At 74.1% G+C, this 16,787-nt stretch carries 13 protein-coding genes and 1 tRNA gene; 4 read left to right on the forward strand and 10 right to left on the reverse strand.

Annotation, left to right across the window (positions count from 1 at the left end; genetic code table 11):
- Positions 1-57: 57 nt before the first annotated feature.
- The 10 genes from Ae505Ps2_RS01420 to argS all read right to left on the reverse strand — a co-directional run bounded on the left by Ae505Ps2_RS01420 (position 58) and on the right by argS (position 12,656).
- Positions 58-720: an L-threonylcarbamoyladenylate synthase gene (locus tag Ae505Ps2_RS01420; RefSeq protein ID WP_020622279.1), complete on the reverse strand. Its 663-nt coding sequence runs from the start codon at positions 718-720 to the stop codon at positions 58-60.
- Between the two features lie 59 nt (positions 721-779).
- Positions 780-1,679: a peptide chain release factor N(5)-glutamine methyltransferase gene (gene prmC, locus Ae505Ps2_RS01425; protein WP_060713082.1), complete on the reverse strand. Its 900-nt coding sequence runs from the start codon at positions 1,677-1,679 to the stop codon at positions 780-782.
- A gap of 71 nt (positions 1,680-1,750) precedes the next feature.
- The gene (gene prfA, locus Ae505Ps2_RS01430; RefSeq protein ID WP_075310499.1) at positions 1,751-2,827 is read right to left on the reverse strand and encodes a peptide chain release factor 1; all 1,077 of its coding nucleotides are present in this window, start codon (positions 2,825-2,827) and stop codon (positions 1,751-1,753) included.
- 88 nt (positions 2,828-2,915) lie between these two features.
- Entirely contained in the window at positions 2,916-3,137 is a 222-nt protein-coding gene (rpmE, locus tag Ae505Ps2_RS01435; RefSeq protein ID WP_020623493.1) for a 50S ribosomal protein L31, read from the reverse strand.
- Positions 3,138-3,269: 132 nt separating this feature from the next.
- A complete protein-coding gene (rho, locus tag Ae505Ps2_RS01440) occupies positions 3,270-5,591 on the reverse strand; it encodes a transcription termination factor Rho (protein ID WP_084786488.1) in 2,322 nt (773 codons plus the stop codon).
- Positions 5,592-5,994: 403 nt separating this feature from the next.
- Entirely contained in the window at positions 5,995-6,897 is a 903-nt protein-coding gene (gene thrB, locus Ae505Ps2_RS01445; protein WP_075553351.1) for a homoserine kinase, read from the reverse strand.
- Positions 6,897-7,913: a threonine synthase gene (gene thrC, locus Ae505Ps2_RS01450; protein ID WP_233147795.1), complete on the reverse strand. Its 1,017-nt coding sequence runs from the start codon at positions 7,911-7,913 to the stop codon at positions 6,897-6,899. Before thrC ends, thrB begins: the two co-directional genes overlap by 1 nt.
- 164 nt (positions 7,914-8,077) lie before the next feature.
- A complete protein-coding gene (locus Ae505Ps2_RS01455; RefSeq protein WP_020626020.1) occupies positions 8,078-9,457 on the reverse strand; it encodes a homoserine dehydrogenase in 1,380 nt (459 codons plus the stop codon).
- A gap of 99 nt (positions 9,458-9,556) precedes the next feature.
- Positions 9,557-11,005: a diaminopimelate decarboxylase gene (lysA, locus tag Ae505Ps2_RS01460; protein ID WP_075310495.1), complete on the reverse strand. Its 1,449-nt coding sequence runs from the start codon at positions 11,003-11,005 to the stop codon at positions 9,557-9,559.
- Position 11,006: 1 nt separating this feature from the next.
- Positions 11,007-12,656 carry an arginine--tRNA ligase gene (gene argS, locus Ae505Ps2_RS01465; protein WP_075310493.1) on the reverse strand — a complete coding sequence of 550 codons (1,650 nt, stop codon included), beginning with the start codon at positions 12,654-12,656 and terminating at the stop codon, positions 11,007-11,009.
- A gap of 74 nt (positions 12,657-12,730) precedes the next feature.
- Here argS and Ae505Ps2_RS01470 point away from each other — a divergent pair, with 74 nt between their 5' ends.
- The 4 genes from Ae505Ps2_RS01470 to Ae505Ps2_RS01485 all read left to right on the forward strand — a co-directional run bounded on the left by Ae505Ps2_RS01470 (position 12,731) and on the right by Ae505Ps2_RS01485 (position 16,500).
- On the forward strand, positions 12,731-14,833 hold the full coding sequence (locus Ae505Ps2_RS01470) for a hypothetical protein (protein ID WP_075333824.1): 2,103 nt from the start codon (positions 12,731-12,733) through the stop codon (positions 14,831-14,833).
- A 55-nt stretch (positions 14,834-14,888) separates the two neighbouring features.
- Positions 14,889-15,704 carry a DUF3105 domain-containing protein gene (locus Ae505Ps2_RS01475; protein ID WP_020626016.1) on the forward strand — a complete coding sequence of 272 codons (816 nt, stop codon included), beginning with the start codon at positions 14,889-14,891 and terminating at the stop codon, positions 15,702-15,704.
- A complete protein-coding gene (locus Ae505Ps2_RS01480; protein ID WP_075310489.1) occupies positions 15,701-16,366 on the forward strand; it encodes a DUF305 domain-containing protein in 666 nt (221 codons plus the stop codon). The genes Ae505Ps2_RS01475 and Ae505Ps2_RS01480 overlap by 4 nt, the downstream gene beginning before the upstream one ends.
- Before the next feature lie 62 nt (positions 16,367-16,428).
- A tRNA-Arg gene (locus Ae505Ps2_RS01485) sits at positions 16,429-16,500 on the forward strand.
- The last annotated feature ends 287 nt before the right edge of the window (positions 16,501-16,787 follow it).

A 16,787-nucleotide genomic window follows, 5' to 3' on the forward strand; every position in this document is an offset into this window, starting at 1 on the left:
TGCCATCCCCGCAGGCTGCGGCCGTGCAGGCGTGATCACACCCGCGTGCGACCCGGATCAGACCCGGTCGATCTCCTGGCCGACGACCTCCTCGACCTGCTCGGCGGTCACCCCGCCCTCCCGCAGCAGGCGCGGACGGGCGCCGGTGAGGTCGACGATCGTCGAGGCGACCGGGTCGCCGGACGGGCCGCCGTCGAGGTAGACCTGCACGGTCGAGGCCAGCTGGGTGATCGCCTCGGTCACGTTGGACGCCGGCGGGTTGCCCGAGGTGTTCGCGCTCGACACCGCCATCGGCCCGACCTCGCGCAGCAGCTCCAGCGCGACCGGGTGCAGCGGCATGCGCAGCATCACCGTGCCGCGGGTGCTGCCCAGGTCCCAGGCCAGCGACGGCGCGTGTTCCAGGACGAGCGACACCTCGCCCGGCCAGAACGCCTCGATCAGGGCCCGCGCGGACTGCGGGACCGTCGACACGAGACCGTCGATGGTGGTCCAGGAGCCGACCAGCACGCCGACCGGCATGTCCGGGCCGCGCCGCTTGGCGGCGAGCAGCGCGCGCACGGCGGTGCCGTTGAACGCGTCACAGCCGATGCCGTAGACGGTGTCGGTGGGCAGGACGACCAGCTCACCCGCCCGGACGGCGCGCGCGGCGGCGGTCAGACCACGCGTGCGCTCGGCGGGGACGCTGCAGTCGAACAGCGGCTGGGTCTGCGGTGCACTCACGGTTCGCGAGGATACGACCGCGCCGCGGGCAGCCGCGGGGCGGCTCACGTCCGCGCGGGTCAGGGACAGGGGACGCGGCGGGCGGTGACGAAGCGCGGGCGACCGGTGAGGTCGTCGTGCTCGGTGACCTCCCCCAGCGTGCGACGGCGGCGCAGCAACGCCGGGACCGTCTCGCCGTGGGTGTCGTCGTGCTCGATCGCGAGGTGTCCGCCGTGCCGCAGCCATCCGCTGGCGCCGCGGACGACGGCCTGGATAATCTCGGTGCCGTCGGGACCGCCGAACACCGCGCCGGGCGGGTCCCAGCGCTCCACCTCGGGCGGCACCGGCGTCCCGTCCGGGACGTAGGGCGGGTTGCAGACGACCAGGTCGACCGCACCCTCCAGCTCGATGAGCAGGTCGGTCCACCGGACGTCGGCGACGTGCAGGGTCACCGGGCGCCCGCCCGCGGCGACGTGCGCGTCGAGGTTGCGCCGGGTCCACGACAGCGCCGACGGGTCGGCCTCGAGGGCGTGCACCTCGGCGTCGGGCCGCGACACCGCGAAGGCCAGCGCGAGCGCGCCGGACCCGGTGCACAGGTCGAGCACCCGGGGGCGGTGCACGTCGCGGATCGCGGCGAGGCCCCACTCCAGCAGCAGCTCGGTCTCCGGGCGCGGGGTGAACACCCCCGGTCCGACGGCGACCTCGACCGGGCCGAGCACCGCGGTGCCGAGGATGTGCTGCAACGGTTCGCGGGTGGCGCGGCGGGCGACGAGGGCCTGCAGCCGTTCGACGACCGGCGGGTCCACCAGCGGGGTCATCAGCAGCGTGGACCGTGACGAGCCGAGCACGTGCGCGGCGAGCAGCTCCGCGTCGACGCGCGGGGACGCGACTCCGGCGGCCGCCAGGGTGCGCTCGGCCTCCGCGATCGCCACCCGGAGCGGCAGCCGGCTGCCGGCCGCCGGGCTCGTCGTCTCGGTCACGCGTCCAGTGTCGCGGCTGCGGGGCGCGGGGACACCGCAGGTGACCGGTGCATCACCTGAGCGGGGGATCATCACTCCTGCTCCTGCTCCCCCGCCATGGCCTCGGCACGCTCGGCCGCGGTCAGCGCGGCGAGGACGTCGGCCAGGTGGCCGTCGAGGACCGCGGACAGGTTGTAGGCCTTGAACCCGACCCGGTGGTCGGAGATCCGGTTCTCCGGGTAGTTGTAGGTGCGGATCCGCTCGGAGCGGTCCACCGTGCGGACCTGCGAACGGCGCTGCTCCGAGGCCGCCTCGGCCGCCTCGGCCTCGGCCTTCGCCTGCAGCCGGACCCGCAGCACGTCCATCGCACGGGCCTTGTTCTGCAGCTGGGAGCGCTCGTTCTGGCAGGTCACGACGATGCCTGTCGGCAGGTGCGTGATCCGCACCGCGGAGTCGGTGGTGTTGACGCTCTGCCCGCCGTGGCCCGACGCCCGGTAGACGTCGACCCGGATGTCCGCGTCGTTGATCTCGACGTCGGGAGTGTCGTCGGCGTCGGGGAAGACCAGGACGCCCGCCGCCGAGGTGTGGATGCGGCCCTGCGACTCGGTCACCGGGACACGCTGCACGCGGTGCACGCCGCCCTCGAACTTCAGCGCGGCCCACACCCCGTCGACCGGGTCCTTGCTGCGCAGCGACAGCGTGATGTCCTTGTACCCACCCAGGTCGGACGGGGTGGCACCGAGCACCTCGACCTTCCAGCCACGGCTCTCGGCGTAGCGGGTGTACATCCGCACGAGGTCACCGGCGAACAACGCGGACTCCTCGCCGCCCTCGCCGGACTTGACCTCCATCACGACGTCGTCGCCGTCGTGCGGGTCGCGCGGGCGCAGCAGCTCGGTCAGCTCGGTCTCGAGCTCGACGATACGGGTGTCCAGGGCGTCGGCCTCGGCGGCGAAGGTGCGGTCCTCGGCGGCCAGCTCGCGGGCGGCGTCGCGGTCCTCACGGACCTGGGCGAGCTCGCGGGCACAGCGCACGACCGGCCCGAGCTCGGCGTAGCGACGGCCCAGCTTGCGGGCCTGCGCCTGGTCGGAGAGGACGCTCGCGTCGGCGAGGCGCTGCTCCAGCTCGGCGTGCTCGTCGAGCAGGGCGTCGACCGACTGCGTGCTCATCGGTGGCTCCTTCGAGGCGCTGGGACGGGAACGCGAAACGGCGCCCGCCTCCTCGCACGCGGCGAGGCGACGGGCGCCGTGTCGGGAGCTACTTGGCGGCGCGCTCGCGCTTCCCGTAGCGGGCCTCGAAGCGGGCCACGCGGCCACCGGAGTCCAGGATCTTCTGCTTGCCGGTGTAGAACGGGTGGCAGGCGGAGCAGACCTCGACGCTGATGGCGCCGTTGTTCTTGGTGCTGCGGGTGGTGAACTGGTTGCCGCAACCGCAGGTGACCTGGGTGTCGACGTACTGAGGGTGGATTCCCTCGCGCATGGCTCTCTCCTCATCGTTGGCCGCCGGGTCCCTGGTAGGACCAGGGTGAACCGGTGCCGGGAAGCTGACGGTCCATTCAACCATCCGGGCCCCGGTGGAATTCCCACCGGGGCCCGGACGGCGCCGCTCGGACTAGTCCTCGTCCTTGCCGGGGGTGTTCTTGGCGACCTGCATCAGGAACTCGATGTTGGTCTTGGTCTTCTTGAGCCGGCTGAGCACCAGGTCGAGCGCCTGCTGGTCGTCGAGCGCGGCGAGGACACGGCGGAGCTTCACCATCACCGCGTGCTCGTCGGGCGACATCAGGAGCTCCTCCTTGCGGGTGCTCGAGTCGCCGACGTCGATGGCCGGGAAGATCCGCTTGTCGGCGATCTTCCGGTCCAGCTTGAGCTCGGCGTTGCCGGTGCCCTTGAACTCCTCGAAGATCACCGTGTCCATCGTGGACCCGGTCTCGACCAGCGCGGTCGCGAAGATGGTGAGCGAGCCACCGTCCTCGATGTTGCGCGCAGCGCCGAGGAAGCGCTTCGGCGGGTAGAGCGCCGTGGAGTCGACACCGCCGGACAGGATCCGGCCCGAGGCGGGCGCGGCCAGGTTGTAGGCGCGGCCGAGCCGGGTGATGTTGTCCAGCAGGACGACGACGTCGTGCCCCATCTCGACCAGGCGCTTGGCCCGCTCGATGGACAGCTCGGCGACGGCGGTGTGGTCTGCCGGCGGGCGGTCGAAGGTCGAGGCGATGACCTCGCCCTTCACCGACCGCTGCATGTCGGTGACCTCCTCGGGCCGCTCGTCGACGAGGACGACCATGAGGTGGCACTCGGGGTTGTTCGTGGTGATCGCGTTCGCGATGTTCTGCATGATCGTCGTCTTGCCCGCCTTGGGCGGAGAGACGATCAGCGCACGCTGCCCCTTGCCGACCGGCATGATCAGGTCGATCACGCGGGTGGTCAGCTGCGACGGGTCGGTCTCCAGGCGGAGCCGCTCGTTGGGGTAGAGCGGCGTCAGCTTGGTGAACTCGGGCCGGTTCCGCGCGGCCTCCGGGTCCCGCCCGTTGATCGAGTCGACGCGCACCAGCGGGTTGAACTTCTGCCGCTGCTGCTCGCCCTCACGGGGCTGGCGGACGGCGCCGGTGATGGCGTCGCCACGCCGCAGGCCGTTCTTGCGGACCATCGACATCGACACGTAGACGTCGGTCGGGCCGGAGAGGTAACCGGTGGTCCGGACGAACGCGTAGTTGTCGAGGATGTCCACGATGCCGGCGACCGGCAGCAGGACGTCGTCGTCGCGGATCTCGGTGTCCACGCCGCCGCCGGCGCCACCACCGGTGCGCTCGCGGTCCCGGCCGCGACGGCGGTCGCGGAACCGGCGACCGCGGCGGCCGCGGCCGTCACCGTCGTCGCCGTCGTCGTCGCGGAAGTCGTTCCGGTCGGCACCCCGGTCGTTGTTCCGGTCGTTGACGCGGTCGCCGTTGCGGTCGTTGTTCCGGTCGCCGTTCCGGTCGCCACGGTTGTCGCCGCGGTCGCCGGTCCGGTCGTTGTTGCGGTTCCCGCGGTTGCCGCGCCCGGAGTCGTCGCCGTCGCGGTTGCGTCCGCCACGGCCGTTGTCGCCGTTCGCGCCGTTGCCGCGGCCGTTGTCCTCACGGGCGTCGCCGTTGCGGTCGCCGCCACGCTCGGCGTTGCGGTCGGTGTTGCGCTCGGTGTTGCGGTCGGTGTTGCGGTCGGCACCGCGGCCGCGACGGCGGTCGCCGTCGGAGCCGGTGTCGTCGCCGTCGGCGTCGCGACGGGCGTCGCGCTGGCCGGCGTCCCGCTGACCCGCGTCGGACGCGGTGTCCTTCGGCGCGTCCTTGGGACCGGCGTCCTTCTGACCGTTGTCGTCGCCCTGGCCGCGGCGGCGGGTCCGGCCACGACGGCCGGCGCCGTCGGCGTCCTCGCGACGCTCCTCGGCCGGGGCCGGGGTGCTCTCGGCCTGCGCCGGCGCACTCGCGGCCGGAGCGGCCTGCTCGGGCGCGGCGGCCGGGGCGCTCTCGGCGACGGCCGGGGCCGCGCCGTTGCCGGACGACGTGCCGGAGGCGGCGTCGGTCGCGGTGGCGTCAGGGGCGCCGGCCGGCCGTGTCGCCGCACGGCGACGACGGGTGCGCGGCGCGGGGGCCTCGGCCTTCTCCGCAGACTGTCCGCCCTGGTCACCGGCCTGCTCGGCGGGTGCCGAGGGGGCGGCCGGCGCAGCGGCGCCGTTGCCGGCGGGGGCCGCGGCGGTGTCGCCGAGGGCGAGCTGCGACGCGTCCGCGCCGCCGGAGCCGGTGGCGGCAGCGGGCTCCACCTTCGCCTTCGGCTTCTTCGCGGGGGCCGCCGCCGCTCCGCCCTGACGCTCCTTGATGGCCGCGATCAGGTCGCCCTTGCGCATGCCGGAGATGTCGGGGACGTTCAGCTCGGTGGCCAGCTGGCGCAGCTCGGCCAGCACCATGCCGGACAGGCCGCCGCGTCGGCGGGGCGCCGCCTCGGCAGACGCGGTCCCGGTACCGGCGAGATCGGTCTCGCTCACAGAGTTCCTTCCTGACCGACCCGGTTACCTGTCCAGGTCAGGGGATGTCACACGCTCGGCCGATACGGAGACCCCGTATCGGCAGCATTCACAGATGGAGTCCCACGACGACGTCGCGGGAGTCAGGCCGCCCGTTCGGGATTCCGAGTCCAATTCAGAAAGGAGATCGGGCGAGCGGGCCCGGCCGCAAGACTACGCCGATGTCGCGTGGATCGCCATGCGCTGTCGAGACTAGTCCGTACACCCCGGGGCGGCAACAACCCCCCTCGGACGACGCGCCGACCCACGGGGTCGCGTACCTCACGTTCCCGGCACGGAACCGGGATCAGCGGACCTCGACCTGCACACCGGTGGTGTCGACCGGCAGCCGCTGCACCGCGAAACCGTCGGTGTCGACGCCGTCGGGCAGCGCGCCGTCGCCGGTCAGGGCCAGCACCGTCGGCCCGGCGCCGGAGATCGCGGCCGGCACGCCGTGCTCGCGCAGCGCCTCGACCAGCCGCAGCGACGACGGGTACGCCGGGCGCCGGTAGGGCTGGTGCAGCCGGTCCTCGGTGGCCGCCATGAGCAGGTCGGGCCGCCGGGTCATCGCCAGCACCGCCAGCGCGCAGCGGCTGCCGGTGAACGCGGCGTCGGCCAGCGGGACCTGCTCGGGCAGCAGCCCGCGGGTGGTCTTGGTCGAGGACTCGACGTCGGGCACGCAGGCGACCGGGTGCACGTCGGGGTGCACCTCCAGCTTCTCGGCGTGGAAGCGCCGAGCCGACCCCGCGGCCTCCCAGGCCACCACGAACCCGCCGAGCAGGCTGGCCGCGGCGTTGTCGGCGTGGCCCTCCATCCCGGCCGAGAGCTGCAGCAACGCGTCGCGCTCCAGCTCCGGGTCCCGCCCGGCCAGGACGGCCGCGGCCGTCACCCCGGCGACGGCGGCCGCCGCGGAGCTGCCGAGACCGCGCGAGTGCGGCACCGCGTTGAGACAGCGCAGCCGCAGCCCCGCGAGCGCCCCGCCGAACGTCTCGAAGGCCAGGCGCATCGCCCGCAGGACCAGGTGACGCTCGTCACGGGGGACGTGCCGGCAGCCCTGCCCCGCGACGTCGACGAACAGTCCCGGCGTCTCGAAGGTCTCGACCTCGATCTCGTCGTACAGCGCCAGGGCCATGCCGAGGGAGTCGAAGCCGGGGCCCAGGTTGGCCGTCGACCCCGGCACCCGCACCAGTACCCGCGTCGGGCGGCCCATCAGGCCAGCTCGAGCGCCGCCGCGACCGCGCCGGGGTCGATCGGCACGATCTCCGGGTCCGGCGCGGTGAGCAGCGCGGTGTCGGGGTCCTTGAGGCCGTGCCCGGTCACCGTGCACACCACCAGCGAGTCCGCGGGAAGGGTGCCGTTCTCCCGGCTCTGCAGAAGCCCGGCGACGCTGGAGGCCGACGCCGGCTCGACGAACACGCCCTCCTGCGCGGACAGCATCCGATAGGCGGCGAGGATCTCGTCGTCGGTGACGGCGGCGAAGCGCCCGTTCGACTCGTCGCGGGCGGTGGTCGCGCCCTTCCACGAGGCGGGGGCGCCGATCCGGATGGCGGTCGCGATCGTCTCGGGCTCGCTCACCGGGGCGCCGTGCACCAGCGGGGCGGCACCGGCGGCCTGGAACCCGAACATCCGCGGCAGCGTGTCGACGATGCCGTCGGCGTGGTAGCCGCGGTAGCCGTGCCAGTAGGCGGTGATGTTGCCGGCGTTGCCGACCGGCAGGCAGTGCACGTCCGGGGCGCGGCCCAGCTGGTCGCAGATCTCGTAGGCGGCCGAGGCCTGCCCGGCGATCCGGGTCGGGTTCACCGAGTTGACCAGCGCGATCGCCGGGTAGTCGGCGGTGGTCTTGCGGGCCAGCTCCAGGCAGTCGTCGAAGTTGCCGTCGATCTGCAGGATCCGGGCGCCGTGTGCGACGGCCTGGGCGAGCTTGCCCAGCGCGATCTTCCCGGTCGGCACGAGCACCGCGCAGGTCATCCCGGCACGGGTCGCGTAGGCGGCCGCCGACGCGGAGGTGTTGCCGGTGGAGGCGCACAGCACGCTGGACTTGCCGTCGGCGAGCGCGGCGGTGACCGCCATCGTCATGCCGCGGTCCTTGAACGAGCCGGTCGGGTTGGCGCCGTCGACCTTGAGGTAGACCTGACAGCCGGTCCGCTCGGACAGCCGCGGGGCAGGGAGCAGCGGCGTACCGCCCTCCCCCAGGGTCACCACGGTCCAGTCCGGCTGCACCGGCATCCGGTCGCGGTAGGCCTCGATGACACCCGGCCACTGGCCGGGCGGTGGCGGCGCGACCGCACCGGTCACCTGGGTCACCGGACCGAAGGGGCCGGAAGCGGGCCCTCGGACTCCTCGCACGCTGCCCGTCACGACCGGTCCACTCCCTGATCCCTCGTCGGTGGTCATTCGCCCATACCCAGTGCGCTCACCGCGCGGCCCAGGCCCTCGACCCGCAGCACCCCGGCGACGCCGAGGACGTGGTCGAGGTCCAGCAGCGCCGACACCGTCGCCGACAGCGCGGCCTCCGGCGCCGAGTGCGTGACGACCGTCAGCCGGGCCTGGCTGCGGTCCGAGCCGTCGGCCCGGTCCACCGAGCCGTTCACGCCGCCGGTCTGACGCACCGCGGCGATCGACACGCCCTGCTGCGCGAACTCACCGGCGATCGCGGCGAGCACGCCCTCGCGGTCGGCCACCTCGAGGTCGACGTGGTAGCGCGTCGGCACCTCGCCGATCGGGCGCACCGGGAGGCTGGCGTAGGCCGACTCGCGCGGCCCGCGGCCGCCGCCGACCCGGTTGCGGGCCACCGCCACGAGGTCGCCGAGCACCGCGGAGGCGGTCGGCGCGCCGCCGGCGCCCTGGCCGTAGAACATCAGCTGGCCGGCGGCCTCGGCCTCGACGAACACCGCGTTGAAGGCGCCGTCGACGCCTGCCAGCGGGTGCGAGTCGGGGACCATCGCCGGGTAGACCCTGGCGGAGACCGACTCGGCCCCGTCGGCCGCGACGACGCGCTCGCAGATGGCGAGCAGCTTGATCGTGCAGCCGAGCCTGCGGGCGGCCGCGACGTCGGACGCGCTCACCTCGCGCATGCCCTCGCGGTGCACGTCGGAGGCGGTGATGCGGGTGTGGAACGCCAGCGACGCCAGGATCGCGGCCTTCGAGGCGGCGTCGTAGCCGTCGACGTCGGCGCTGGGGTCGGCCTCGGCGTAGCCCAGCCGGGTCGCCTCCTCCAGCGCGTCGACGTAGGAGGTGCCGCCCGCGGACATCGCCGAGAGGATGAAGTTCGAGGTGCCGTTGACGATGCCGGCGACCCGGGTGATGCGGTCCCCGGCGAGGGACTCGCGCAGCGGGCGGAGCAGCGGGATCGCCCCGGCGACCGCGGCCTCGTAGTAGAGGTCGGCACCGGAGGCGTCGGCGGCCTCGGCCAGCGTCGGGCCGTCCTCGGCGAGCAGCGCCTTGTTCGCCGTCACGACCGAGCGACCGGACTTGAGCGCCTCCAGCAGCCAGCCGCGGACCGGCTCGATCCCGCCGATGACCTCGACGACGACGTCGACGTCGTCGCGCGTCACGAGCTCGCCGGCGTCGGTGGTCACCAGGTCCGGGAAGTTCTCGGTCAGCCAGGGGTGCCGGTGCGGTCGCCGCACGGCGACCCCCGCCAGCTCGATGCGGGCCCCCACCCGCGCGGCCAGCTCGTCGGCCTGCTCGGTGATGAGCCGGACCACCTCGGTGCCGACGGTGCCGCAGCCCAGCAGTGCCACCCGGACGGCGCCGGTCTCGCTCGCCACGTGTCCTCCTCGCGTGCACGCACCCCTCGGGCGCGCGCCGATCATTCCTGGTCGGACGGGTGCAGACGGGTCCGGGTGGTGGTTCTCACCCGGCTGCGCTCACACCTCGAAACGGAACTGGTCCTCCAGTGTCTCGCGTCGCAACAGGGTCCGGTCGACCCCGTCACGCACCGCGACGACAGCGGGGCGCGGCAGCCGGTTGTAGCCCGACGCCATCGCGTAGCAGTAGGCCCCCGTCGCCGCGACGGCCAGCAGGTCGCCCGGCGCGAGGTCGGCCGGCAGCCAGCAGTCGCGCACCACGATGTCACCCGACTCGCAGTGCTTGCCGACCACCCGGGACAGCACGGGGGCCTCCCCACCGGGCACCGAGTCGCGCCCGCTGGCGCGGGACACCAGCCGCACGTCGTACTCGGCGTCGTAGAGGGAGGTGCGGATGTTGTCGCTCATCCCGCCGTCGACGCTGACGTAGCGCCGCGAGTACCCGCCGAGCGGGACGTCCTTGACGGTGCCGACCTCGTAGACGGTGACGGTGCCCGGTCCGGCGATGGCCCGGCCCGGCTCGACCGCGATCGCCGGCACGTCCAGCCCGGAGGCGGCGCACTCGCGCTTGACGATCGCGCGCAGCTCCTCGGCCAGCGCCGGCATCGACAGCGGGGTGTCCCCCGGCCGGTAGGCGATGCCGATGCCGCCGCCCAGGTCCAGCGTCCGCAGCGCGGTCAGGTTCTCGCCGCCGTGCTCGGCGTGCAGGTCGGCGAGCACCTTCACCACGCGGCGGGCGGCGGCCTCGAAGCCCTCGGTCTCGAAGATCTGCGAGCCGATGTGACTGTGCAGCCCGACCAGGCTCAGGTGGCTCGCGGCGAGGACGCGGCGGGCGGCCTCCAGCGCGGGCGAGTCCTTCTGGTCCTGGCTCGCGATGGAGAACCCGAACTTCTGGTCCTCGTGCGCGGTGGCGATGTACTCGTGGGTGTGCGCCTCGACGCCGACGGTGAGCCGGATCAGCACCGGCGCGACGGTGTCCCGCGCGGCGGCGACGTCGGCGAGCCGGGCGATCTCGTCGAAGGAGTCGACGACGATCCCGCCGACCCCCGCCTCGACCGCGGCGTCGAGCTCGGCGAGGGACTTGTTGTTGCCGTGCAGCGCGATCCGCTCGGGCGGGAACTCCGCGCGCAGCGCGACGGCCAGCTCGCCACCGGAGCACACGTCCAGCGACAGGCCCTCCTGCGCGACCCAGCGGGCGATCTCGGTGCACAGGAACGCCTTCGCCGCGTAGTGCACGGCGTGCGCCCCGAACGCGGCGGCGAACTCGGCGCAGCGGCCGCGGAAGTCGTCCTCGTCGAGCACGAACAGCGGGGTGCCGTGGGTCGCGGCGAGATCGCGCACGTCGACCCCGGCCAGGCGCAACGCGCCGTCCTCGCCGCGGGCGGCGTGCCGCGGCCAGACCGCCGGGGCCAGCTCGTCGAGCGCCGCGGCGCTCTCCGGGCGGGGGCCGGCCGACTCGGGCGCGGGGGTGAGGCCCGCGTGCATCGGGCCTGCGGGGTGTGCCCTCATGTCACATCCGTTCCGGGGCGTCGACGCCGAGCAGCGCGAGGCCGTTGGCGAGCACCGTGCGGGCCGCGACGCAGAGCGCGAGCCGGGCCCGGTGCAGGTCGGAGACCTCCTCGTCGCCCTGGGGCAGGACGCGGCAGGAGTCGTAGAACTTGTGGTAGGCGCCGGCGAGCGACTCCAGGTAGCGGGCGACCCGGTGCGGCTCGCGCAGCTCGGCGGCGGTCCGCACGACGTCGCCGAACTCGCCCAGGGTGCGGATCAGGTCGCCCTCGCGGGCGTGGGACAGCAGGCCGTAGTCCTCGCCGGGGGTGATGCCGAGGTCGGCGGCGTTGCGGGCCAGCGAGGACAGCCGGGCGTGCGCGTACTGGACGTAGAACACCGGGTTCTCGCTGGTCCGACTGGCCAGCAGGTCCAGGTCGATGTCCAGGCCCGAGTCCACCGACGAGCGCACCAGCGAGTACCGCGCGGCGTCGACGCCGACGGCCTCCACCAGGTCGTCCATCGTCACGACGGTGCCGGCACGCTTGCTCATCCGGACCGGGACGCCGTCCTTGACCAGGTTGACCAGCTGTCCGATCAGGACCTCGACGACGGCCGGGTCGTCCCCGAACGCGGCCGCGGCGGCCTTGAGCCGGGCGACGTAGCCGTGGTGGTCCGCGCCGAGCATGTAGATGCACAGGTCGAACCCGCGGGCCCGCTTGTCGCGCAGGTAGGCGATGTCGCCGGCGATGTAGGCGGGCCGGCCGTCGGACTTGATGACGACGCGGTCCTTGTCGTCGCCGTGGTCGGTCGAGCGCAGCCACCAGGCGCCGTCGGACTCGTAGAGCGAGCCCTTCTCCTTCAGCGCGGCGACGGCGGTCTCCACCGCGCCCGAGTCGTGCAGCGACTGCTCGTGGAACCACACGTCGAACTCGACGCGGAACTCCCCCAGCTTCTGCTTGATCTCGGTGAACATGAAGCCGACGCCAACCCGGCGGAACACCTCGTCCCGCTCGGTGTCGGGCAGCTCCAGCGCGCCGGGCTCGGCCGCGACGACCCGCTGGGCGATCTCGGCGATGTAGGCCCCGCCGTAGCCGTTCTCCGGGGCGGGCTCGCCCTTCGCGGCCGCGACCAGGGAGGCGACGAACCGGTCGATCTGGGCGCCGGCGTCGTTGAAGTAGTACTCGCGGGTGACCTTCGCGCCGCGCGCGGTCAGGACCCGGCCCAGCGCGTCGCCGACCGCGGCCCACCGGGTCCCGCCCAGGTGCAGCGGTCCGGTCGGGTTGGCGGAGACGAACTCCAGGTTCACGTTGCGCCCGGCCAGCTCGTCGCCGGTGCCGTAGCCCGCGCCCGCGGCGAGGACCTCCCCGACGATCGCGCCCTGCGCGTCGGCGGCCAGGCGCAGGTTGATGAACCCGGGCCCGGCGATCTCGGCGCTCGCGACGCCGTCGCGGGTGGCCAGCTCCTCGGCCAGCCAGGTCGCGAGCTCGCGCGGGTTGACACCCGCCTTCTTGGCGGTGCGCAGCGCGATGTTGGTGGCGTAGTCGCCGTGGTCGGGGTTGCGGGGACGCTCGACACCGGCATCGGCCGGCAGCGCGGAGACGTCCAGGTCGCGTCGGAGCAGCACGTCCCGCGCGACGTCACGGACCAGGTCGGCGAGCACGTCGGGATTCACCAGCGGGATTCTACGGAGGGACCCCCGACACCCTCATGCAGGTATCCGCACCCCGACCGGCGACGATGCGGGGCGTGACGTCCCCTTCCACCGACCGGAGTACCCGCGCCCCCGTCGTCTCCGGGGCGCTCGCCCTGCTGCTCGGGGCGGTCCTCGTCGCGGTGTCGGTCGGCTACAACCGGGGCAGCCTCGTGCCGCCGCTCGACGACGTCTACATCCACCTGCAGTACGCCCGGCAGTTCGGCGACGGCGAGCCGTTGCGCTACCAGCCCGGCGCCGAGATCACGACGGGCGCGTCGAGCCTGCTCTGGATGGTGCTGCTCGGCGCCGCGCACGCGGTCGGGTTCGACGGCCGGTGGCTGCTCGCCGTCGCGGTGGTGGGCGGGGTCGTCGGGGTCGCCTGTGCGGCGGGGTTCACCTCGGCCGCCGCGACCCGGCTCGGCGGGCGCGCGGCCGGGTGGTGGGCGGGGCTGCTCACCGCGCTGTGCGGGCCGCTGCTGTGGGGCGGGGCCAGCGGCATGGAGGTGGGGCTGCTCGCGGCGCTGGCCACCGGGACGCTGCTGTCCTACCTGCGCGAACGTCCCCGGTTCCGCGCGACGCCGGTGGTCGCGGCGCTGCTGGCCCTCACCCGGCCCGAGGGCTTCCTGCTCGCCGCCGCGTTCACCGCCGCGATGGCGTGGACGCTGCTGCGCCCGGCCCCGGGCCCGGCCGCGCGGGCGGGGCGTCCGTGGGGACGGCTCGCGCTCGTAGCCGTGCCGGTGGTGGTGTTCGCCGGGCAGCTGCTGCTGTACCGGGTACTCACCGGGACGTCGCAGGCCAACGGCGTGCTCGCCAAGTCGTGGCTGCACACCGGCTTCCTGCGCCAGCCGCTGGAGATCGCCGACCACGTGCAGCGCAACGTCGCCGCGATCCTCGCGTCGCTGTCCGGGCTGTCCGGGCAGGACGTGCTGGCGCCGCTCGCGCTGGTGCTCGCCGTACTCGGGGTCGCCGTGCTGGCCGCGCGCCGGGAGCGCGTCCTCGCGGTGGTGCTCGGCGGCGGGCTGGCGTCGGTGGTGCTCGCCGTCGCCACCCTGACCACGGCGATGTGGCAGGACCTGCGCTACCTGCAGCCGTTCCTGCCGCTGCTGCTCCTGCTCGTGGTGCTCGGTGCCGGGCTCGTCGGGAACCGGGCGGCGCGCACCGGGCTGCTCGCGGTGGTGCTGCTGTTCACCCTCGCCGCGACGCCGGCCTGGGCGCTGCGGCTGGGCCAGCAGGCGTCGGCCATGCGGGAGGGCCCGGTGAGCGTCGCGCAGTGGATCGCCGGCAACGTGCCGCCGGGCGACGCCGTCGCCGTCAACGACGTCGGCGCCGCGGCCTGGTTCGGCGGGCGCCGCACCGTCGACCTGGTCGGGCTGACCACGAACGGGATGGCCGCACCGTCGCTGAACGGGCCGGGGACGCTCTACGAGGCCCTGCGGGCACTGCCCGGGCCCGAGCGGCCGCAGTGGTTCGCGGTGTTCGACCGGTGGGGCGGGGTCCCGGTCGCCGACCTCGGCCGCGCCGGGCTGCTCGGCGCCGAGCCGGTCATCACCTTCGCGCTCGCCGGGCCGGCCCGGCCGATCTCGGCGTCCGCGCCGCAGACCTGCCAGCTCGACCGCAGCTGCGACCGGGTCAGCATCTGGCGGGCGGACTGGTCCGCCGCGGACTCCGCGCAGGCACCGGACCTGCCGGTGCCCGGCCGGATCGTCGACCACCTGAACATCGGGGACATGGCCGACGAGGCCGCGCACGGCTGGACGACCGACCCGCCGGTGCTCGGCGTGCAGCCGGACTCGGTGCTGGACCGCGCCGTCGTCGCACCCGGACGGCTCGTCGCCGACAGCGGCCGGCACGTCGTCGGTGGGGAGACCTTCACCCTCGGCGGGACCGTCCCCGGCCGGCCGGTCACCCTGACCGGGCGGATCGGCGCCGGGCCCGCGCTGCCGGGCGAGCGGACCCGGGTGGTCGCCGTCGACGTGGACGGTCGCCCTGCCGGGGAGTGGACGCTGCCGGACGCGCAGCCGTGGGCGCAGGCGTCGTTCACCGTGCCCGGCGAGCTCGTGACCGGTGACCGCGTCACGGTGACCACCCGCCCGGTCGCCCCGCTGCTCGCGCCCTACCCCGACTACCGCTCCTACGGGTGGTGGGCGAGCCGGTGACGGCGCCTTCCTAGACTCGGGCGAAACCGCCCGCCGACCACGAACAGGACTCCCCATGGCCAGCGGCAAGTCCGGCAAGAAGCGACCGTCGATGCCCAGCGCGGTCGGCCAGCGCCAGTTCCCCTGGGGCATGGTCGCGGCGATCACCGTGCTGGTGCTGCTGGCGGGGGCGTTCATCGTCTACCCGCTGGTGCAGCGCAACCAGAACCGGGCCTGGGAGCCCTCGGAGGACAATCGGAACCCCGCGCTCGCGATCCCCGGCATCGTCAGCCAGGAGTACCCGGGCCTGCAGCACGTGCTCGGCTTCCAGCGGGTCGCCTACACCCACAGCCCGCCCTTCGGCGGCGCGCACGACGGGTTCTGGGCCGCCTGCAACGGCGTCGTCTACCCGAACCCGGTCCGCTCGGAGAACCTCGTGCACTCCCTCGAGCACGGCGCCGTGTGGGTCGCCTACAACCCCGACACCCTCGACGAGGCCGGGAAGGCCGCGCTCGCCCAGCGGGTCGAGGGCCAGCCGTACACGGTCATGTCGCCCTACCCGGGCCTCGACGCCCCGATCTCGCTGCAGTCCTGGGGCAACCAGCTGAAGGTCCAGAACGCCGACGACGAGCGCATCGACCAGTTCATCCGCGCGCTGCGGCTCAACCGGTTCACCCACCCCGAGGTCGGCGCCTCCTGCGACGCACTCGGCGCGCAGGGCTTCGACCAGGACAACCCGCCGGCCTTCCAGCCGATCCCGCCGCAGTCCGCCGTCGACGGGCAGACCGTCCTGCCCGAGAACCAGGGTGCGACCCCGGGCGGTGCCCCCGCCCCCGACCCGGCCGTCCCCGGAGCGCCCGCCCCCGCGCCGGCGCCGGCTCCCGGGCAGTGAGCGCCCCGCAGCAGGAGCGCTCCCCCTGGAACAACCCCCCGGCCATCGCGTTCGGCCTGGTCGCGCTCGTGGCCGTGCTCGTCGCCGGGTTCGCGGTGCGCGGCGCGTTCGGCCCGTTCGTGCCCGAGCCGGGTTCGGTCGACGTCGGGTTTGCCCAGGACATGACCGTGCACCACCGCCAGGCCGTCGAGATGGCCTCCTGGGAACGCGACCGCGCGACCGACCCGCGGGTGCGCCAGCTCGCGTTCGACATCGAGACCACCCAGAACCAGCAGGTCGGCCGGATGCAGGGCTGGCTCGGCCTGTGGGACGCCCCGAGCCTGCCCAGCGGTGGCCACATGGCCTGGATGGGCTCCTCCGCGCACGCCGGGATGGCGGGCATGTCCGGCGGCACCGCGACGATGCCGGGCATGGCGAGCACCGCGGACCTCGCGCGGCTGCGCGCCACCCCGCCCGGCACGGCGCTGGACGTCGAGTTCCTCCAGCTCATGCTCCGCCACCACCAGGGCGGGGTGTCGATGCTGGAGTACGCCCGCGACCACGCCGACACCGGCGAGGTCCGCAACCTCGCGGCCCAGATGCTCGCGTCGCAGAACTCCGAGGCCGAGCTGATGCGCGGGCTGCTCGCCGAACGGGGAGCAGCGCCGCTGCCGCTGGGCTGATCACGCCCGGGCCCCCGTGCCGGGGACCCGGGCACCGTGCGCTACTGTTCTCCCATCGCACGGCCCCCGTAGCTCAGGGGATAGAGCACCGCCCTCCGGAGGCGGGAGCGCAGGTTCGAATCCTGCCGGGGGCACGTCAAAGCTTGACAGCGAACAAGGCCCCTCACCTGCTGTAACAGGGTGAGGGGCCTCGTTCGTTGTGTCCGGCCGTCACCGGCCGTGGATGGCTCGTTGCGGGTGTTCTCCCCGAATGCGCCCCGAAGTCTGCTCAGCCCGCCGCCCTGCCCAACGCAGCGTCGATGCGCCGACGCGCGGCGTCCTGCTGGCCGTCGATCGTCCTTGCGTAGACGTTCAACAGCGCCGCCGGGCGCTGCGCCAGGTGCGCAGGTGGCTGAGCTTCGGCAGCTCGTCCGCGCGCTCG

It is taken from the genome of Pseudonocardia sp. Ae505_Ps2, from assembly GCF_001932425.1.
Taxonomy (GTDB): domain Bacteria; phylum Actinomycetota; class Actinomycetes; order Mycobacteriales; family Pseudonocardiaceae; genus Pseudonocardia.